Here is a 19,239-nt window from a genome sequence, read left to right on the forward strand (position 1 = left end):
CGCCGGCACAACGTACCGTTGCTCGGTGCCGCGATCCACGAGGACGAACACGGGTGGTTTGTCTTGGTCATACGTTCCGCGTCCACGTCGTGAGAGGCCGCGAGAGCGCGACCAGCGGTCGCGCTCGCGGCCTTTCAAGCCGGCAGAGACGTAGAACTCGTCAATTTCAACCGGGCCACGGAGATCGAGTGACGGCGCGTCGAGCGCTTCGGTAGTACTCAGAATAATTTCTGGAGATCAAGGAACTCTGCGACCCAGTTTTTCGCAAAGCTCACGCGGTTAGTCAGCTGCTCGAAAACATCACTCAAGAGAGTGCGGAACTCCTCCGCACTCTCGACAATTAGCGGTGAGAGTTCCCATTTCAACTGTTTCCAGACCTGCTCGATTGGATTGAGATCAGGCGACCCAACCGGCAGGAACACGAGGTCGATTCCAAGTTGATGGGCACGCTTGCGCGTGTGCTCGCACGTGTGCGAGAACAGATTATCTAACACGAGCAGAATCCGCTTGCCGGGATTCTGCTCGCGTATCCTTTCGAGACACTCGCAAATCCGTTCTTTCGTCTGATCTTCAGGGAAACTAACCACGCTCTGACCGTTGAGTGCATAGAACCCGACCGCTGGTTCATCGATCCGAACCAGCGGTCGGTCGATATGCGGATCATCGACGTACCACATCCGGTGGGAATTATCCCACGGTTGGGGATGTGATGCGTCGAAAAATCCGACGACAGTACCACCATCCGTACAGACATCGTCGTCCACCGTCCAGCCGCCGTCCTCATCGCCTTCTTCCTTGTTGTGTGGCTCTTCGCCTTGGTCCTCGGCGAGCGCCTGGTCCAGGCGCTCGTCGAGGATGTCTTCAGCGTCATCTGGTCGTGAAGGACGTCTCGTCCGGGGAATCGAATACGATAACCCGAGATCGCGCAAGAACGAACTCAGATAATCAGGGTGGTATTCGACGTCGAATTCCTCGTTGAGGATGTGCTGAATCTCCTGTGGTTTCCAGGGCTGACCCTCACGAAGGATTTCAAGCAGTTGTTCTTGCTCGTCTTCGCCGAGCTTCGGGGGACGTCCGTCCCCGAAGTTCGGCGTCAATTGGCCAAGTCCACCTTCATTCCAGCGACGTGCCCAGCGCGTAGCTGTTCCTTCTGACTTCCCGACTCGGTCAGCAGCTTGCTTGAGCGTGTCCCCTTTGTACAGATTCTTGATGAAGACGAGACGGCGGACGACCTTCGGATCGTCCGCCTCGGAGAGCAATCGATCGAGTTCTTCATCGGTCAAGTGGCGAACGACCTCTTTTCGGCGATCGTTGCTCATCGTTCTCATTTCACACTCAAACTCCAAAACATCTCTCACGTACTAGTGCGGAGCAGGCGGGCTGGAGTGGTGAAGCTGCAATTGACGCAAGCGGCTTTCAACGTGATCAAACCAGCTACCACTACCGCGACCGCGCGAACTACTCGTTCCAGTCGATGAAGACGACGATATTGATCGACGTGAACACCCTAGCGATCAAAGACGTTCATTTTACGACGCAGAAGGCGTGGGACGGCCACATCGGGATGCAGGTCTTCCGCCGGAACGCGGAAGACCTGCGGGTGCTGTCTGCCGACGCGAACTACTCGTGGGGAGAGCTTCGTGAGGAGTGTCGCTCTAAGTCAACGCGCCCACTGATCAAGCACAGGGAACAGACACCGTTACAGAAAGCTCACAACGCCCGGATGAACGAGGACTACAACCAGCGGTGGATGAGTGAAACCGGCTTCTCGCAGTTGAAGGAAGACGACGGCGAGAAGCTTCGCTCCCGGAGCTGGCACGGCCAGTTCCGGGAGCTCACGCGGAAGTGTATCATCCATAACCTGACGCAGGCGGCGAGTTAAGGCTCGCCGCCTGCTCCCTTTCTCCGGACGTATCCGGGAGAGGCATCGCCGTCGTCACCTGATCAAGGGGGCAAGGTACCATAGTTTTGACCCTTTGACGACCACCGCCAGCGGCAGTTACTGCATCTTCTGAGCGCAAGAACCGCTCTTTGACGCTGTGAAATCGTGAGTTATTGACCCTACCCCGACGCAGTCTTGCGTTCAACAGGGCAGTCGTTCTTCAATGTCGTGGAGACAGAGACGCTTGCGTTGTTTGAGCATCTCTCCTTTGAGTTTCTCACAGAGTTCGACGTGTTCGCCCCGACGAAGACGGGGCGAACACGAGAGCACGAACCACCAGAGCTGATGCGTGGCTTTCTCCACTGCTATTACAAGGATATCTACGGTATCCGGCCTGTTGCACGACAACTCCACAATACGGTTGTCTGGCTCAGCTGTGGCTTTGATTCACCGCCGTCGAGAGACGCGGTCGGTCGCTTTCTCACTGACCTCGAACACGTCGTCAACGAGGTCTTCGACCGACTCGTCGAGCAGGCCGCCCGGCGCGGCCTGCTCGACTTGACCTACTGTATCGATTCAACTGACGTGAGGGCGATGCTCGCCGATCAAGACGCGTCGAAATGCTATGATCCAACCGACGACGAGTACTACTACGGCTACGGCTGCACAATCGTCTCGACCGGGCAAAAGATTCCGATTGCGGCGGAGTTCACAGAGAGTAAGCAAGCGCCAGAAGAGACGGCGATGCGCGTCACGTGTGACGCGCTCGCCGTCGCCACACCGATCTGGATGGTCGGTGACAGCGCCTACGACACACTCAACTGGCACGACCACTTGCTGGCTGCAGGGGTCGTGCCAGTCGCTCCGTACAACGCGCGAAGCACCGACGACCCGAAAGACATCGAGTACAGGGTCGAAGACCGTATCGAACAACACAGCGAGGACGTTCAACTGAAGCAAGCTATCTTGGACGAGAGGTACAACAACCGGACAGGAGTCGAACGAACCAACGACGCAGTCAAGGACTGTGGCCTCGGGCACGTTCGCGCCCGAGGCCGCGTCCACGCACGAACAGAGGTGTTCCTTGCGCTGTGTCTCCGGCTCGTTGTTGCAATCACCAACTACGAGCGAGGAAACGAACCGGGCTGTGAGAAGCTATGAGATCGATTCTATGACACGCTCTCGCTATTCACCTATGGAAACGCTGCTACCCGGGCAAACCACGTCTAGCGACAAAATGATTACGCCGTCTGGGGATCTGCTGTTTTCACAGCCGGTAGGCGGTCAGAACGTGTCTGCGGTGCGGTCGCTGTCTGGCGATAGCTGACGCTCACGGAGGGCCTCGGCCGGCCACTGAGGGCCGCCGGACCGGCGGCCCTCAGATCCCTCGTCTATGCGGTTACACCCGGTGGATCGTACGCTTCTCCCCGATCAAGCATGTGATAGATCGATACCAGCATCTTCCGAGCTGCTGCCACGATCGCTTTCTGTGAGTTTTTCCGGCTTGCTAACCGGTCGTAAAACCGACTCAGATACTCGTCGTTACTCGTATGAACTGCGGTGTTTGCTGCTTGGACGAGCAGCCATCGTACACGCCCTGATCCACGTTTCGAAATGCCCCCTTCGATCCGCGAGTCGCCTGACTCGCGGATCACCGGGTTCAATCCCACGTAACTGACAACCTCCTTGTCACCGTCAAACCGGTCGATCCCACCTAATTCCGCGTAGATCGTCAGCGCCGTGTAGTAGCTCACCCCAGGGATTGTCATCAGCAGCTGGGTCTCCTTCAGAGACCCAGCGCACTCTTCAATCGTCTCATCAAGCTTCTGAATCTCCTCGGTGAGCGACTCGATCAGGTCGAGGTATGACTCAAGCAACGTGTCGAACGGCATCGGGATCGAGAGTCCCCGCAGGGACTCTCGTCCCTCCACGGTTAGTGGTTTCACGTCCTCGGTGATGCCGTGATCGGAGAGGAGTCCATGGACCTTATTGGCGTACTTGGTACGGTTTTCGACCAAGGTCTGTCGCCCGCGCACGAGTGCGCGGGCTTCCCTGACCTCCTCGGTTGGAACGTAGCTTTCAGGCACCGAGTTTAACCGGAGCATCCGCGCGAGTTCTTTTGCGTCCACGCGGTCTGTTTTCTTGTCGGTGTCTGCGATCTGGTTGATCTTTTTGGGATGAGCAACGGTCACATCCAAGTGCTCCGACAGCGTGTCGTGGATGTGGTAGTAGTTGGAAGTCGCCTCAAGCACGGCTTGTGCGCCGGCGTACCGCTGGGCGAGCTCGTCGAGGTTCGCGTTCTCAACGCGAACCTCTTCGACGATCTTCCCAGCCTCATCCATCACTGCCACCTGTGCGTACCGTTTGTGGACGTCGATTCCGAGGTACATAGCTTGTTCACCCGGGACGCCAGTGCGTGAAGCAGAGATTCACCTATTCGGGCTTTCCCGGATGCCGCGGGGCGCGGCATCCGGGCTGTAGCGCCCATGACTCGGCTCCTTTCGCACACGGACCAGTCAACACGACGTGCTCTGAGGCACGGAATAGCGGTCGGTCTCTTGCGCCCCATATCTTGTTTCACGCTCTCCTAGGGTAGCAGCGTTTCCATCGAGTCAACACAGCACTCAAAATTGGCCCGAAGCCTTCGCCGTCTATCACAATCAACGCCAAACGTAACGCGACCGCCCGGAGGAGGCCGAGAGACTTGTTGAACTCGGGTTTTCCAACTGTTAAAAATTATCACATCCCGCTTTGCTGTAACAGCATGACCGCAGCGAGTGCAGTAAAAATGTCTGGGAGAACAGTAAATAGGCCAATCCCAGTCGGCTCGACGCCGAAAACAACCCAAACGATAGGATTTGCCCAAATAGCATACAGCAATAGCGAGACGTTGATGAGCAGCAATGTCCGCGTGAACGGATTGGGAAGACGCCGATAAATGCGGAAATACGTTACTGCCACTCCGAGAAGAATCGCTGCGGTGAAGATCGAGACGAACACCTTTATTAGGATAAACAGATTTCGAATGAGATGTTCTCCCGAGAACGGTTGCTCTAAGAGCATCCAGACAAGGAGTGTCACTCCGAGTGCGACACTCGCCGCTATAGTGACTAATAGAATCGTTCGTCGGGTCGTCTCTGTCTCATCAAATTTCATCTGTATGCTACTCCCGCTCATTCTGTGTCTCTCCGTCTGAGTCCATGTTCACACCTGCCTCTGGTGATGATGATTCAGTTGGTAATATTTCGGTCATATCTGCTTTCCGAGCTACTTGCTCAAGGATGTCCAGATTCTCTTCCATCTGGTCAGTTAGAAAATAAGTCATTCCGTATCCGTCGCCCATCGTGGTTAATACCCCGTTCTCGCAGAGCAGGTCAAGATGATGGCGGGTAGTCTTGTAGTCTAATTCTAAGCTCTCCGAAAGCTGATTTGCGTTCATCGGTGTCTCGTGGAGTGTGAGGATGATGCGAAGGCGATTTCGGCCGCCCCGTGAACCACCAATCAACCACCAGAGAACCCGACGCATCGCTGTGTGACTACAACCAGGAATATAAAAATATGAGTGGATTGAATCTGTAGGATGTGTAAGGACCGATTGGCATAAGCGGTCGCTCATAAGAGGTTGCGCCAGCAGGGAACCAGTTCTATCAACAACAGGAGACCCATTCTACTATGATTGTACTATGCTCCAGCAGCTATCACTCCAAGACCTGCGGATAAGATTATTTGCCGAATTTCGCCACACCTACAGACAGACTTGAACCAGAATTGCACCCAAATTCATTCAGACTACGTGAGGTCGATTCGTTCGGTAAACAGAGGCCTGAAGTCCGTGTCAGAAAGCAGTGGTGCGGAGTCCAGTTCGGTTGCTGGGTCGTGACTCCTATCTGAATTTGGGTCTAATTGTGCGTCAATATGGTCTGACTTCTGGCTCAAGTCCGGCAAAAGAGTAACTCCAAGTAAATACTGCCTATGAGTGTAATGTCAAAATCCATCTCTGATGAGCGCTACGAGATACGGTATCTACCACACAGGTATGTATCGACCACCATTTCTTGGAAAGAATGAATCGAGGCAATAATACGACTCTCAGCCGCTCCCGCTTAGAACGAGTGGCCTCGCTTATGATCCTCTCAATGCTGGTGGTCAGTGTATTCGCCGTCACTGCCCCCGTTGCATCTGCTCAGTCGAGTGGGACTGCAATCGCGATCTCAAATGTCACTGCAAGCACTCAGACGCCAACGGCGGGAGAACCGTTCTCACTTCGGGTCACAATCTCGAACTACCCCAATAGCCAACGGATGGCGAATCTTAATGATCTCACCGTTGAGGTTGATGGCAATCGAGAACACATAGTAAATGGACTCGGTCAATTGACGCCTGGGTCACAGATGACTGTATCTGTCCCAGTGACAATCAATGACCCCGAACAGAAAACTATCAGTCTCAAACTGTATGGGAGTACCTCTGGAACGGTAATTAACGTCCAGTCTCAATACGTCGTGGACGTGCGCGAGCCACAACGACCGAGTTTGGGGATTGCTGTCACTGAACTAAAGACTGGTGACACGGGAGGTGTCACGGTTTCTAATCCGGTCGTCGGAGCGACACGGCAGGTGAACGTAACTGTCGCCAACGGGAACACAGAACCACTCCGTAACGTCCAATTGCGTCTGGACGGTGATGCGGATATCAAAAATTCTCGATGGATTAGTGCTTCAATCGCGTCCGGAGACCAAACCAGCCACACGTATCGGGTGAGGTTCTCCCGGTCCGGACAGCAATCACTCAACGCGACACTTACATATGATACTCCGTCCGGAAAGACACGGACGGTGTCTCAAGTTGATACCGTCAACGTTGATGCGGCGACGAGTGATGTGAAACTGGATGTTTCCAATCGGATTCGTAACGACTCATCGGTCATCCTTACAGAACTTCATCAGTTCGGCAACGTAGAACTTGAAGACGTACAGATCCGTGCAGTGAATGATGGACGCACTTTTGTCAGAGTCCCTATTTCGAACGTTCCGGGCGAGGGGTCCCGAAATGCCACTCTGGATGATAACGACATTCCAGCCGGCAACATCACGATTGTGGCAACGTTCACCGCTGGGACAGACCGACAGACCATCCAGCAGAGTCTCCGGTACTCAAAATATTCTCCGGCGCCAACCTCTGCGATTGCACTAACCGATGTTGGAATCACCCGGAGCGGGGGAACGTTGACCATCAATGGTGAGGCAGCGAACGTCGGCACTGCACAGGTGAATTCGGTTCTGATCAGTGCTGCTAACACAGATGGCGTAACGCCCGTTGGGCCGACAAAAGAATATTTCATTGACAACATCGACTCAAATGAGTTCGAAACGTTCGAAGCGACGGTGAACGCCTCGTCGAATCTTGACCAGATCCCGATTCAAGTTGAGTACACCATCAACGGCCAGCGGGTGTCCAGCACGCTCCCCGTTGATATCGGCACCATCGAATCTCAGTCAGATAGCAATCAAGAAGGTGGCTCCCCGCTGCTAGCAATCGGTCTCCTCATGATCGTGGTAGTCGGGGCTGGGATCGGAGTGTATCGGTGGCGAAACTAATGAGCATCAACGATGGCTTGCCAGCTGGTCCGTTGAGTAGTCTGATAACTGCCTCATCAAGGATACTCAGATAATGCCACCAGCAATACAAGTTCAGGACGTTACGAAGCGGTTCGGTTCCTTCACGGCCGTCGATCGCGTCGATTTACAAATCGAACAGGGTGAAGTGTTCGGCTTTCTCGGCCACAATGGCGCCGGAAAGTCGACAATGATTAACATGCTACTAGACCATATTCGTCCGACTGCCGGTGACTTGGAAGTATTCGGCGCCGATTGTCAAACGGACAGTGTCGAAGCACGCGAGCACATGGGGGTCCTCCCGGACGGGTATGGTGTGTACTCCGGTCTCACAGGCCGTCAGCACCTCCAGTTCGCGATGGAATCCAAGGGCGTCGACGGCGAACCACTCAATTTGCTCGACAGAGTCGGCATTACTGAGGCAGCTGACCGTGCCGCTGAGGGCTACTCAAAGGGGATGACCCAGCGCATGGTGTTCGCGATGGCACTCGTCGGTGAACCAGATCTCCTCATTCTCGACGAGCCGACATCAGGGCTTGACCCGGCGGGTGCACGGTCGATGCGTGAAATCATCCTCGAAGAGAACAAGCGAGGAGCAACGGTCTTTTTTTCGAGTCACATTCTCGAACAGATCGAAGCGGTCGCCGATCGCGTTGGTATTATGCACCAGGGTCAGCTTGCAGCCGTCGACACAATCGGCGGACTGCGGGATATGGCCGGCGGTGAGACGAGACTTCTCATCGCGACCGATAAGCTCGAAGACACACATATCAATGCGGTTGAAGCACTCGACGAGGTCGACAAAGCGGGGCTCACCGACGAGGGCCGGCTCGCGGTCACGTGTGCGAAAGGCGCAAAGATGGATGTACTGCTTGCGTTGGACGAACGCGGCGTCGAGGTGCTCGACTTGACAACCGAAGAGGCATCGCTTGAGGACCTGTTCGTCGAATATACACGGAGAAGTGAATGACGAGATGGCTGACTGTGGCCCGGAAGGATATCCGCAGCCTGATAGGGAGCCGAACGGGGAAGGCCGGCATCGCGTTCGTTGTCTTGATCTTCGTGTTTGGCGGGTATATCGTTCCAACGACGACGTCCGACCCGACGATGACTGATTACGATGGGTTCATTCGCGGGGTCGCGTTGTTTCTCGTTCCCTTGTTCGGGCTGTTGCTCGGCTACCGTGCGGTAGTCGGAGAACGAGCCGCGGGCCGCTTGACGCTCACACTGTCGTTCCCACATTCTCGAGCGGATATCGTGTTCGGCAAGATGATCGGGCGTGGAGTTGTCCTGTTCGGGGCGATTACGGTCGGTGTTCTCGGTGGCGCCGCACTCATCGAGTATCCGTTCGGGAGTGTTTCGCTCAACAGGCTCGTCAGCTATCTGGGCGCGACCCTCCTGTTCGGATTTGCGTTTCTTGCGGTCGGAATGGCACTCTCGACACTGACCGCATCACTTCGCCGAGCGACTGTGTTCACATTCGGGTTGTTCTTCCTCTTCGTCGTCGGATGGCCGCAGCTCACTGGGTTCTTTCTACAGGGGTTGGAGTACCTGAACTTGGCAAGTGACGAACTTCCCAATTGGGCCGTCTTTGTCCACGGCGCGGAGCCTAGCATGCTGTACAAACGCGTCTTGGACACGTACGTGAGTCCAAACAAACTCACTAGCGGGGCGGCTCTCGGCTCCGCCGGGCCGTGGTATCTACAGGGTGGACCGGCTGCCTGGCTGTTAGTAGGCTGGATTATCCTGCCGTCGATTGGAGGGTACCTCCAGTTCCGGAGGACGGACTTATGAGCTGGCAGGCCATCGCGCGAAACGATCTACGCAAAGCAATTCATGAGCGGGGGGCATGGGCACTCTTCGCTGGATTCTTCCTTGGGTTTGGAGGGCTCGCAGCCTTGCTCATCCAACTCGGTAATCCAGAGTTTGAGGGATATCTCGACCTTCTTGCACCTGGTGTTGGCCTGCTGGTCCCACTCGCAGGGATCATCCTTGGCTATGAGGCTATTATCGGCGAACGAGAGTCGGGAACTGCTGTGCTGTCGCTGTCAATGCCACACTCACGAGCTGGTCTCATCGTCGGCAAACTTGTTGGCAGAACGACGCTGCTCGCCACTGTCATTGCAGTCGCTGCCCTCCTCGCCAGTGTTATTCTTCTATATTTTTTCCCGTCATTCTCCGCGTCTCGTTTTGTCGGCTTCACAGCAATGTCAATCGTGTATGGGGCAACGTTCCTCTGGATCGCAACTGCACTCTCGATGGCATTATCAACGTCGCGTCGGGTGATCGCTGCGGCGTTCGGTGCGTACATCGGATTAACCCTCTTTTGGACCGTACTTGTCAATCTTACAGAAACAGTCCTCTTTCGCTTCCGTCCGACATCCGGAGAGCCCGACACGTGGGTTACGCTTGTAAGTTTCATAGGTCCGAATACATCGTTCAATTATGTGCTTGGAGAGGTACTTGATGCCGGGACCATCCCCGCTGCCGTTGTAGACTCGTCTGCGGACTTCGTGACACCAGCGGTGGCATTACTCGCTCTTGTAGGGTGGGCCGTACTTCCGGTGATTGGCGGGTTCCTTTCGTTCCGCCAAGACGACCTCTGACATCCTCCTTTGGATTCGGCAGTCCACCATCGGTGACATGACGTCGCGTGTACTCACACAGTACGTCTCAGTTCGGAGTCGATGTACGAGGCCAGCGAGACGCGTGCTGCCGCCGCAGCGTTTTTGCGGTCTGTCGTCACGCGACCGTACATCGCGCCGTTGACCGTCGCTAGGATATGCTCCGTGACCCGCGACGGGTCGACATCACGGAAAGTGCCGTCATCGATGCCACGTTCGACGATGCTCCGGACGGTAGCTGCCAGTCGTTCGTCGATCTGCGTGAATTGCTCGCGAAATACCTTGTTCGTCACGGCTTGGGAACGGAGGCCGACGAGCACCGCTTGGAGCTGTCGTTGCTCCTCGTCGGGCTGAAGCGGGAGGAGCTTCTCAATGACGTGCTCGAGATCCTCTGGCGGTTCGTGGCCTGTCTCTGTCTCGACCGTCTCTTCGAATCTATCGACGGCGAACTCAAGAAACGCGACCAGAAGGTCGTCTTTCGTGTCGTAGTGGTAGTAGATAGAAGCCTTCGATTTATCGAGTTCGTCGCCAATTCGGGAGATCGACAGGTCGGCGTAACCGTGCTTGAGTAGTGCTCGATAGGTGGCTTCCATAATCTCTTCTTCGGCGGTGCTCCAGTGTTGTTTAGCTGAATCAGAAGCCATAGTCAGTCCGATTGGTTCTCGTCGATTTGTTCCAGTTTGGTGACGTCGACAACGTTGAATTCGGTTGTACACCAGTGGCAGAATCCGAGATCGGGATCGACCGGCTTTCCGCAGGCAGGACAGGCTGGAGATTCATCAGCCCCTGTTGACCCGACAGTAGTGTTTGCTTGGAATCTATCGGGTTGTCTTCTAACTTTCGCGATGAGATACGCGTCAAGGGCACTAGCGGCACTGATCAGGATTATTGGGAGAATCGAGAATGGATCGGTTAGCGTACCCGAACTAAGCGCGGTTATCGTTGACTCGGGGACGAACAGAACTGAAGCAGCAACGATGAGTCCTAACCATCCAAGCGCTCTCAGCCAGCGCCGGAGGTAGAAGTGGCCAAGTCCGGTGACTACTGTCCCCAGAAGCGCAGCGAGTAGTGGGTTGTTTCTGAGTGAGACTTGTCGCATGCTATTGACTAAACATTCAGTAGGTGTTAAAACCTTCGTCTAACTGAAAAGGCCAGTGACAGAGGCACGATGTGGTGTACTCAATATAGCCGAATAAACCATTCTAAGCCGTATATTCGGGAGATATAGAGTTGTGGTTTAGAATATTGTCAGGTTTGAGGCGACCTACTCTCACGTGGTATGAGGGGAAACATTAATACTTACCGAACGTTCAGTATGTGTGTGGCGCAACCCGAAACGCCCGAATACACAATGACCGATGAATCTCGGCCCACTGACGAATTGACAGCATCGTGGCACGGCCGCTACGTGGCTCGCTGGGGCAATGAGACACCCCTCTACGAAGCCATCACCGACGCCGTGTCGACCGTTACCGGCGATGCCCGTTCGGCAGTCGCCTCCCGCTATGATCGGACGCATGCGTTCGCGCTCAGTCAGTTGTTCGGCGGAGCTGACGAAGCCTCGACGCCATCGACTGGAGTGGTCAAGTTCGTTCTCTCCGAGTGTGTCGTCTCGGTCCACAGCGACGGGCAACTCTCGGTCAGCCTCGCTGACCGTGAACGTAACGCGATTGACTAATCACATACACATACATGCATAGACTCACCGCGAACAGCAGACCCGATACAGAATTGACGGCCGGACTCGATCGAACAGTCGGACCCCGAAGACTGAATCGGGTTGATGGACCAGCCAGCCCCGAAACTGAGTATACTCTCGAGACCACCTCTACAACATAACTCACATGCGACATTTTGGACTCAAAATACGGATGGCCGTCGTCGGTGCACTTCTCGCGGGGTTCTACCTCGTGGCCGTCGCCGCAGCGATGGTCGCGTTCGGCGAGGGCATCCTCCCGATTGCCATCGTCGGCAGCATCCTCTTGGTCGGATTCCAGTATAAAGTCGGCAAGTGGGCCGCGTTACGGAGTGTCGGGGCCGAAGACCTGCCTGAGACTCAATACGCAGAGATTCATCAGTTCGTTGAGCGCGTCTGTCGAGAGAAGGAGATGAAGAAACCGTCGTTGAAAATCGCCAGTATGGGCGTTCCAAATGCGTTCGCGGTCGGTCGCCGCGGAAACGGAACCGTGGTCATCTCTCAGGAACTCATTCAACTGCTTGACCGGAGCGAGCTTGAAGGCGTCATCGCCCACGAACTCGCCCACATCGACAATCGCGACGTCATCACGATGCAACTCGGTCAAGGCATCGCATCCATCGTCGCTATCGTTGCGCAGTACATCGTGTTATTCACTGGCGAGAACGACCTCGCAGATTTCTTCCTCGCTGTCGTCGTCGGGAACATCGTCCAGTTCGTCGTGATGATCTTCGTGCTCGCGATTTCCCGGTACCGTGAATACGTCGCCGACGCCGACGCCAGGGATGTCATCGGGCAGGGTGAGCCACTCGCTCGCGCACTTGAGAAAATTCATCAGGGCAACGAGCAGGCCCAACAGTCGGCTGGACGTGCTCAGCGCGGCCGTGGGTCGGCTAATCGGCGCGGCCGCGGGCGGGGGAGGCAGCGCTCCCGCGACGCGAACGTTGATCAGCAGGTGAGCGCACTCTGTATCTCCAGTTCTGACCGTGGCTTCCTCCAACAAATCGTCTCCACGCACCCGCCCATGGAGAAGCGTATCCAGCGGCTCCGCTCGTAGATGCCCGGGGTCCGCGAACTCCTCGCAGTCGTTCTCGGCGTCCTGCTCGGCATTATGTTGATTGTCGCCCCACAAACAGCACTCCGACTGTCCGTATTCGTTGGCCCGAACCGTCGACGTCGCGGTGACTACGGCACAGACAAACACGACTCACTCTCCGACCATTGGATGTGGCTCATTCGTGGACTCGGTGTCGTATGTCTCGCTATTGCGCTCTTTATCGCGTATCAAACGTATGCCTGACTGGTCCGCCAACACATCTCTATCTCTATAGCTCCAGAGAAACTCATCGATAACTACGTTGATGAGCAAAGAGACGGATAACCACTAACATATGAGTCAGCCAAGTATTCTCCTGACTAACGACGACGGGATCGACGCACCGGGTCTTGCATCGCTTTATGAAGAATTAACGGCGATTGGCGACGTCACGGTCATCGCTCCTGCTGAAAATCAAAGTGGCGTTGGCCGAACGCGCAATGGAAGTGTCACACTCGCTGATCATCCGTGGGGGTATCAGTTGACTGGGACACCCGCTGATTGCGTTGCATTCGGTCTTGGTGGTGGCGTCGAGACCGGATTCGATTTCGTCGTCGCTCTTCCGTAGGAGATTGTTGATACGGTTCTCCGGAGCGGACTGGGGCCAGAAACTATCCGTATGATTGACTAACGACCGGACTATAGTTTGAGCCAATCCATCGTAGAATCGTAGGACAGCTCTACATCAACAATGTGCTACACACCTATGAAAGCCTGCTAGCTCAACAAACCACGTCTGCGATACTATACTTTTCGCCGGGATCAATACCGAGCTTGGTCACGAGAAGAAATTACAAGCAGGGACGGTGATGGCTCAGAAACCAGCCGGCAGGGCGGTCAGAACGTGAACGCGTTGGCTGTGGCTCACACCCGCTGCGACCGGCCGATGAGGGCCGCCGAGTCGGCGGCCCTCAGGCACTCACCTCTGGTGGATTATACACCTCCTCACGCTCCAGCATATGGAAGATCGACACGAGCACTTTTCGCGCCGTTGCGACGATCGCTATCTGGTGGTTCTTTCGCTGCTTCAACCGAGCGTAGAACCGGCCAAGATATGGATCGTTACACCGGTGAACCGCTGTTTGGACACACTGAACGAGGACCCAGCGTAAGTCTCCACTTCCGCGCTTCGAGATCGATCCTTCCGTCCGCGAGTCGCCTGACTCGCGGACGACCGGATCCAATCCTGCGTAGCTCACCACCTGCTTTGCTTCGTCGAATCGATCGATCTCACCGATCTCCGAGGTGATCAGCAGCGACGAGTAGAAACTCACGCCCGGAATCGTCATCAACAGCTGCGTCTCCTCGAGAGACGCAGCGGTTTCTTCAATCAATTCCTCGAGTTCCTCTATTTGAGCGGTTAACTCGTCGATGATCGAGAGGAACGACTCCATCAGCTGATCCCCGACTACACCGAGCGAGACATCCTCGCTGGCGAGGATGTCTCGCCCGTTCACACTGAATGGATCCCAGTCGTAGGTGATCCCGTGTTGGTCGAGGAGAGAGTGGACTTCGTTTTTGAAGTCCGTACGTTTCTCAACTAATCGCTTCCGGCCGCGCACGAGTGCGCGGCGCTCTCGGAGCTCCTCGGACGGGACGTAACTCTCAGCGATCACGCCGGCTCGGCGAAGTTGCGCGAGCAACTTCGCGTCGAGCCGGTCGTTTTTCACTTCAGCATAGCCAATCGCCTTGGTTTGGCTCGGATCTGCGACAACCACGTCAAGATGTTCGTCGAGGGTGTCGTAGACCGTGTAGTAGTTGCTGGTTGCTTCGATCGCAGCTTTGGCTCCGGCGTATTCTTCGGCAACGTCATCGAGATTCGCGTTTGTGACGCGAATCTCTTCGACAACCTCGGCATCGTCGTCCAAAACAGCGACGTGTGATTCGTCCTTGTGAAGGTCGATTCCGAGGTAGTGCATGGTGACCTCTGGAGTGGGAGTGCATGGAGTAGAGACACACCTATTCGGGCTTGCCGCCCGTCTGTCTGACCGACAGACGGGCGGCGTCCCATGATGCGGCTTCCTTGGCACGTAGACCAATCAAGAGCACGCGTTCGAAGACGCCTGTGTAGCATCGGCCTTTACCACCCCATTCTTACTCCATGCGCTGGGGACTTAGCAGGCTTACATCCCATCAGGAGCGTTCGTCGTTGCTGGCGTGACTTCCTCCCCACCCTACTCGCTCGCCGCGTTCGCGGCTCGCTCCTTGAGGGTAGGGCTTCCTGTTTCCACGACGCGCTTTGCAGGAACCGAATGGGTCCCCGTAGGGAGCGCGGTCTCCGCCTATCACTCAGAGGACTATCACTGCTGCCCGGCAGAGGACTACGAATTTAACCGACCAGCCAGAATTACGCGACAACTTATAGAGCAACTCCCATCAACAGACGTATCAACAGATTTTGGATTTATGAACATCAACGCGCCAGTCGATTGTCCATCACCACCAGTTCGACTCACCCGCCTCGTCGCTGATTATGACCAACGTGTCGAATACGAGTCCGACGACGCTCAGGTAACGCACGGATACCACGAATCCGTCCCAGATCGAGACGCTAGTCAGGCAGACACGGACGGTACTACGGTTGAGTTAACCGACAAGACGTGGCCGCACGTCGATGGGTACGAGAACCCACTCCACGAGGCCGCACAACACCAAGACCGATATGCCGAGACCAGTGACCGTAGAGCGCTCATTGATAGGGCTGTAAGTATGACACCGCTTTCACTAACGCACTCATACGTCGAGTCACCAGCGCTCACCACACTCATTGAGAGTCTCAGCAGTACCTAGCCAGTACACTCATTGAGAGATACGGGGCAGCGATGACTATGCGCTCTGTATTCATCACGGGATATTTTATCAATTTACGGATAGTAGTGTTTCACTGAGTTCAAGAAGAGCCTCGTAGATCTAATTTTACTGTTCAGATTGCCCCCGTTACTGGACGATTTTGATCTGACCGGCTCAACCAGCCACCGAATCACTCCGGTTTCGTGACAGTCATGACGGGGACCGGTGCGGAGCGAACAGTCTTCTCGGCCACACTCCCGAGAAGAATACGATCCGTTCCCCGTTTTCCTGTTGTCCCCATCCCAACGGCATGGATGTCGTTCGATTCGATACAGTCGAGAATCTCCTCGGCAGGCGTCCCGTGTTCGATATGACGGACAGTATCGGTTACCCCGTGTGTCTCGGCGTCCGAGACGACTGTCTCAACAGCGTCGGTAGCGGCCTGCTCGCTTTCGTTCCCGGCAACCGTCGACCGGACATCCGGGCCGGGTGCGGAGTCATCCACGACAGACAGTACATGAACGGTTGTATCCAGTGCCGCTGCAAGCTCGGCAAGATGTACGGCAGCGTGCGTCGCTGCGGTGCTCCCGTCGGTCGGAATCAAGATGTCCTCGTATGGGAACGTCAGTTGTTCGTCGGGCTGCATACGGACTGTGAGGACTGGAACCGAAGAGAGTCGAACGACTTTCTCGGAAACACTCCCGATGAGATATCGTGAGAGCCCCTCACGACCGTGAGTCGGCATCACGACCAGATCATGGTCGTATCGCTCGGCGTACTCAACGATTGTTGGGGCCGGGTCACCCTGAACGACGTCGGTCTCGGAGGGTACCCCGAGTGAATCCAACGTCTTTGTGGCTTCCTCGACGATATCTTCCCCCTCTTGTGCGAGTGCGTCAACAGTCTGCCCCTCAACGACCGTAACACTGTCACGATTCGTATCGGCGACGTAGAGCACGTGGATTGTCGCGTCGGCCCAGTGAGCGATTTCGCTGGCGTGATGGAGTACCTCGGCTGCGCCCTCACTACCGTCGAAGGGGACAAGAATGTCCTCGTACATGGTCGTTTACCAAGGTACGTTTGCCCGGTCCCCTAATGGTTTTCACTCCTCCTCAGAGCGTGGCTACCGATTACTCGCACTCCCACTTCCAACCGACAGCCCCGTGTCTTTGGTCTCACCTGCTGAACAGCTCACTGGAAATATCAACCACATTAACTCGGGCGCTCAAGATATTCCCGGTCACTCGGGATTGCCCTCGCTTGCTGGCGTCTCCTCTTCGATGGATTCGGTTGTGTCACGGTCGACAGTTACCCGGACCTTCTGGATACGTGTGTCATCCACCTGTTCGGCCCGGAGCGTGACGTTCTCGTAGTTGAACTCTTCGTCCTGCTCGACGAGGCGGCCCGCAAGGTTGAATACGAAACCCGCGATACTCTCGAACTCTTCGCCTTCTGGCAGTACAATGTCGAGCGCTTCATTGATTTCCTCGATGTTAACCCCACCGTTCACGAGGACGGTGTCATCGTCAACGAATTCGATCGGATCTTCTTCGTCACCCGCCAGTATTTCGCCGACGATTTCCTCGGTCATATCCTCCATCGTGATGAGGCCCTCAGTGGCACCGAACTCGTCGACGACGATAGCCATCTGCATCCGTTTCTCGCGCATTTCCGAGAGGAGCGCGTCGACGTTCTTCGACTCGGGGATGTGGAGCGTTGGGGCGATGACGTCCTCTACGTCGAGGTCGTCGAAAGTGTGGTAGTTCGAATCCTGCAGGTCACGGATGTCGAAGACACCGATCACACTGTCTAGCGACCCATCGTAAACTGGTAGGTCCGCGTGACCACTTGAGATACACTTCTGGATTGCCTCCTCAACGGTCGCATCACTGGAGATAGCTAATGTGTTGGCTTCGATTGAAAAAAGATAGTTCCAAGACGGCTGTCTTTGCTCAGATATCGCGAACGAGAATTGGTCCAAACAATTGATTAGAATACTCTGTTTATATTAGATAATGCGTCATATGGATAGTCAGGTATCCGAACCTATTCACGTGCTGTATGTAAATGACGATGCTGACTTTGCCGAGCTGGTTCAAACCAAACTCGAATATTTCACCAGTTTTGAGTTTACGGCTGTCGACACTGCGGAGGCTGCTCTCAAAGAACTAGCCATTTCTTCTATCGATTGTGTGGTCACCTCCTATTCACTACCAGATGGAACTGGAATTGATCTCTTGGAGCAGTTACGAGCCGAACGAGACGAACTGCCGAGCATCTTGTTTACTGGTAGAGGCAATGAGCAAATCGCAAGCGAAGCGACGAAAGTTGGCGTCTCTGATTATATTCCGATCCATGCCGAGCAGAACAATTTCAAGCTGCTTGGCCGCCGCATACAGACCCTGACCGAGGCGGCTCGTAAAGAGGAAGTCGCCGGACAGATGTTTGACCGCTTTCGGCGGACACTTGAACGCGCAACTGACGCGATTTACGCCGTCGATAGCGATTGGCGCATCGAGTATATGAACGAAAAAATGGCTGATCGAGTCGGCTGTAACCAGGACGCGGTCGTCGGAGAAATCATCTGGGAAGAGTTTCCGTCAATTGTTGGGACGGAACTTGAAAATAAATATCGAACGGCGATGGAGACTGGTAGACCAGTATCGTTCGAACAGCACCTGGGAGAGCCGTTCGGCTACTGGGTCGAAGTGCGAGCATTCCCAGATGACGGCGGCTTGACCGTCTTTTCACGTGAGGTTACTGCCGAGCGAGAGCGGAAACTGGAGCTAGAGCGCAGTGATGCGATTCTGGAGAACATCCATGACATCGTGTTTATGCTCGACGAAACGGAACGCGTCGAGTTCGCGAATACGGCTACAAAGCGGTTACTCGCAGGAGATCAATCGGCTCAGCTCACGGGAAAACAGTTCGAAACGGTTGTTGGTGACCGCGTTAGTGATTCTGGTGTAACGCGATTTGCCCAAGTAGTCGAATCGACGCTCGACGAGATCGAAAGTGATGGTGGGTCCACCGGGTTGTACGATTCAGACCTCCAACTCGATGTCGCGGTCGGGACCAGCGAGCGGACATTCGACGTCCGGATAACTCCGTTCCAGAGTCAAAATGGCAAACAGGTGCTCGTTGTCGCTCGAGACGTGACCGAACAAAGCGAGGTAAATCGGCAACTGGAGCGAGAGCGAGACGCACTCCAGGAGCTCCAAGCGGTCATGGCAGAAAGCGATGTCTCGGCCAGGTCACGCGGTCGCGTTAAGTTTGGCGTGAATTGTGGTAGACGGCGAAGGCTTCGAGCCAGTTTTGAGCTGTCTCTAGCGCGACATTGCTGAAACTATTCGCAAATGATGATGTTCGTCGTTCTATCTCCCAAAAGACACGTTCGATAGCATTCCGATTTCCATGTCGAATGATTTGAAATCGATACCCGTCTTCAGCAAGAACTGATCCAAGATAGTCTGCGTCATCGACGAGAAATTCGACGTTATTCAGCTGATAGCGCCGGTGTAGCTCGGTGAGAAACC

At 55.1% G+C, this 19,239-nt stretch carries 15 protein-coding genes and 6 pseudogenes; 10 read left to right on the forward strand and 11 right to left on the reverse strand.

All coding sequences use genetic code 11. From position 1 onward, the window contains the following. Together AMR74_RS18120 and AMR74_RS16705 are read right to left on the reverse strand one after the other, a co-directional pair. Positions 1-210, reverse strand: a pseudogene (locus AMR74_RS18120) (IS1595 family transposase); the annotation flags it as partial. Between the two features lie 8 nt (positions 211-218). Continuing rightward, positions 219-1,319, reverse strand: a complete 1,101-nt coding sequence (locus AMR74_RS16705) for an IS630 family transposase (protein ID WP_053773192.1) — start codon at positions 1,317-1,319, stop codon at positions 219-221. A gap of 26 nt (positions 1,320-1,345) precedes the next feature. Between AMR74_RS16705 and AMR74_RS16710 the strand changes: the two are divergent. Beyond that, positions 1,346-1,882 (forward strand): annotated as a pseudogene (locus tag AMR74_RS16710) (IS5 family transposase); the annotation flags it as partial. 195 nt (positions 1,883-2,077) lie between these two features. Then, on the forward strand, positions 2,078-3,043 hold the full coding sequence (locus AMR74_RS16715) for a transposase (RefSeq protein WP_077152457.1): 966 nt from the start codon (positions 2,078-2,080) through the stop codon (positions 3,041-3,043). A gap of 230 nt (positions 3,044-3,273) precedes the next feature. On the opposite strand, the gene AMR74_RS16720 is transcribed toward AMR74_RS16715, so the two are convergent. The 3 genes from AMR74_RS16720 to AMR74_RS18125 form a co-directional block, all read right to left on the reverse strand. Beyond that, positions 3,274-4,272 carry an IS110 family transposase gene (locus AMR74_RS16720; protein WP_053773194.1) on the reverse strand — a complete coding sequence of 333 codons (999 nt, stop codon included), beginning with the start codon at positions 4,270-4,272 and terminating at the stop codon, positions 3,274-3,276. A 349-nt stretch (positions 4,273-4,621) separates the two neighbouring features. Continuing rightward, complete coding sequence (locus tag AMR74_RS16725; protein WP_139043056.1) at positions 4,622-5,038, reverse strand: hypothetical protein; 417 nt, start codon at positions 5,036-5,038, stop codon at positions 4,622-4,624. A 7-nt stretch (positions 5,039-5,045) separates the two neighbouring features. Next, complete coding sequence (locus AMR74_RS18125) at positions 5,046-5,408, reverse strand: winged helix-turn-helix domain-containing protein (protein ID WP_082356921.1); 363 nt, start codon at positions 5,406-5,408, stop codon at positions 5,046-5,048. Between the two features lie 598 nt (positions 5,409-6,006). Between AMR74_RS18125 and AMR74_RS18865 the strand changes: the two genes are divergently transcribed. The 4 genes from AMR74_RS18865 to AMR74_RS18130 all read left to right on the forward strand — a co-directional run bounded on the left by AMR74_RS18865 (position 6,007) and on the right by AMR74_RS18130 (position 10,103). Then, positions 6,007-7,479 carry a hypothetical protein gene (locus tag AMR74_RS18865; protein WP_139043057.1) on the forward strand — a complete coding sequence of 491 codons (1,473 nt, stop codon included), beginning with the start codon at positions 6,007-6,009 and terminating at the stop codon, positions 7,477-7,479. Positions 7,480-7,552: 73 nt separating this feature from the next. Beyond that, complete coding sequence (locus AMR74_RS16730; protein WP_053773196.1) at positions 7,553-8,467, forward strand: ABC transporter ATP-binding protein; 915 nt, start codon at positions 7,553-7,555, stop codon at positions 8,465-8,467. Further along, positions 8,464-9,291, forward strand: coding sequence for an ABC transporter permease (locus AMR74_RS16735; RefSeq protein ID WP_053773197.1), 828 nt, complete (start codon positions 8,464-8,466; stop codon positions 9,289-9,291). Before AMR74_RS16730 ends, AMR74_RS16735 begins: the two co-directional genes overlap by 4 nt. Then, positions 9,288-10,103 (forward strand): ABC transporter permease, encoded by an 816-nt coding sequence (locus tag AMR74_RS18130; protein WP_082356922.1) that lies wholly within the window; start codon positions 9,288-9,290, stop codon positions 10,101-10,103. Before AMR74_RS16735 ends, AMR74_RS18130 begins: the two co-directional genes overlap by 4 nt. 53 nt (positions 10,104-10,156) lie before the next feature. On the opposite strand, the gene AMR74_RS16740 is transcribed toward AMR74_RS18130, so the two are convergent. Then, positions 10,157-10,765 carry a TetR/AcrR family transcriptional regulator gene (locus AMR74_RS16740; protein WP_053773198.1) on the reverse strand — a complete coding sequence of 203 codons (609 nt, stop codon included), beginning with the start codon at positions 10,763-10,765 and terminating at the stop codon, positions 10,157-10,159. A 2-nt stretch (positions 10,766-10,767) separates the two neighbouring features. Continuing rightward, positions 10,768-11,220, reverse strand: coding sequence for a zinc ribbon domain-containing protein (locus AMR74_RS18135; RefSeq protein ID WP_077152459.1), 453 nt, complete (start codon positions 11,218-11,220; stop codon positions 10,768-10,770). A gap of 222 nt (positions 11,221-11,442) precedes the next feature. On the opposite strand from AMR74_RS18135, the gene AMR74_RS16745 reads away from it, so the two are divergent. From AMR74_RS16745 to AMR74_RS18145, 3 genes and pseudogenes are all read left to right on the forward strand, one after another. Next, positions 11,443-11,799 (forward strand): HalOD1 output domain-containing protein, encoded by a 357-nt coding sequence (locus AMR74_RS16745; protein ID WP_240471239.1) that lies wholly within the window; start codon positions 11,443-11,445, stop codon positions 11,797-11,799. 193 nt (positions 11,800-11,992) lie between these two features. Next, positions 11,993-12,874 carry a M48 family metallopeptidase gene (locus AMR74_RS16750; RefSeq protein WP_053773199.1) on the forward strand — a complete coding sequence of 294 codons (882 nt, stop codon included), beginning with the start codon at positions 11,993-11,995 and terminating at the stop codon, positions 12,872-12,874. Between the two features lie 334 nt (positions 12,875-13,208). Then, a pseudogene (locus AMR74_RS18145) lies at positions 13,209-13,472 on the forward strand (5'/3'-nucleotidase SurE); the annotation flags it as partial. A gap of 352 nt (positions 13,473-13,824) precedes the next feature. On the opposite strand, the gene AMR74_RS16755 reads toward AMR74_RS18145, so the two are convergent. The 3 genes and pseudogenes from AMR74_RS16755 to AMR74_RS16765 all read right to left on the reverse strand — a co-directional run. Continuing rightward, positions 13,825-14,832 (reverse strand): IS110 family transposase, encoded by a 1,008-nt coding sequence (locus AMR74_RS16755; protein WP_053773200.1) that lies wholly within the window; start codon positions 14,830-14,832, stop codon positions 13,825-13,827. A gap of 1,061 nt (positions 14,833-15,893) precedes the next feature. Beyond that, entirely contained in the window at positions 15,894-16,763 is an 870-nt protein-coding gene (locus tag AMR74_RS16760) for a universal stress protein (protein WP_053773201.1), read from the reverse strand. A gap of 180 nt (positions 16,764-16,943) precedes the next feature. Next, positions 16,944-17,603 (reverse strand): annotated as a pseudogene (locus AMR74_RS16765) (hemolysin family protein); the annotation flags it as partial. Between the two features lie 115 nt (positions 17,604-17,718). Here AMR74_RS16765 and AMR74_RS18150 point away from each other — a divergent pair. Next, positions 17,719-18,990: pseudogene (locus AMR74_RS18150) on the forward strand (PAS domain-containing protein); the annotation flags it as partial. Here AMR74_RS18150 and AMR74_RS19905 read toward each other — a convergent pair. Next, positions 18,971-19,239: pseudogene (locus AMR74_RS19905) on the reverse strand (IS6 family transposase); the annotation flags it as partial. The pseudogenes AMR74_RS18150 and AMR74_RS19905 overlap by 20 nt on opposite strands.

The organism is Halorubrum tropicale (assembly GCF_001280455.1).
Taxonomy (GTDB): domain Archaea; phylum Halobacteriota; class Halobacteria; order Halobacteriales; family Haloferacaceae; genus Halorubrum; species Halorubrum tropicale.

Excerpts from the sequence above, each read along its gene's own strand:
- AMR74_RS16755 (WP_053773200.1), bottom strand. The coding sequence starts at position 14,832 with ATGCACTACCTCGGAATCGACCTTCACAAGGACGAATCACACGTCGCT.
- AMR74_RS16705 (WP_053773192.1), bottom strand. The coding sequence starts at position 1,319 with ATGAGCAACGATCGCCGAAAAGAGGTCGTTCGCCACTTGACCGATGAA.
- AMR74_RS18125 (WP_082356921.1), bottom strand. The coding sequence starts at position 5,408 with ATGCGTCGGGTTCTCTGGTGGTTGATTGGTGGTTCACGGGGCGGCCGA.
- AMR74_RS16740 (WP_053773198.1), bottom strand. The coding sequence starts at position 10,765 with ATGGCTTCTGATTCAGCTAAACAACACTGGAGCACCGCCGAAGAAGAG.
- AMR74_RS18130 (WP_082356922.1), top strand. The coding sequence starts at position 9,288 with ATGAGCTGGCAGGCCATCGCGCGAAACGATCTACGCAAAGCAATTCAT.
- AMR74_RS16730 (WP_053773196.1), top strand. The coding sequence starts at position 7,553 with ATGCCACCAGCAATACAAGTTCAGGACGTTACGAAGCGGTTCGGTTCC.
- AMR74_RS16725 (WP_139043056.1), bottom strand. The coding sequence starts at position 5,038 with ATGAAATTTGATGAGACAGAGACGACCCGACGAACGATTCTATTAGTC.
- AMR74_RS18135 (WP_077152459.1), bottom strand. The coding sequence starts at position 11,220 with ATGCGACAAGTCTCACTCAGAAACAACCCACTACTCGCTGCGCTTCTG.
- AMR74_RS16750 (WP_053773199.1), top strand. The coding sequence starts at position 11,993 with ATGGCCGTCGTCGGTGCACTTCTCGCGGGGTTCTACCTCGTGGCCGTC.
- AMR74_RS16720 (WP_053773194.1), bottom strand. The coding sequence starts at position 4,272 with ATGTACCTCGGAATCGACGTCCACAAACGGTACGCACAGGTGGCAGTG.
- AMR74_RS16735 (WP_053773197.1), top strand. The coding sequence starts at position 8,464 with ATGACGAGATGGCTGACTGTGGCCCGGAAGGATATCCGCAGCCTGATA.
- AMR74_RS18865 (WP_139043057.1), top strand. The coding sequence starts at position 6,007 with ATGATCCTCTCAATGCTGGTGGTCAGTGTATTCGCCGTCACTGCCCCC.
- AMR74_RS16760 (WP_053773201.1), bottom strand. The coding sequence starts at position 16,763 with ATGTACGAGGACATTCTTGTCCCCTTCGACGGTAGTGAGGGCGCAGCC.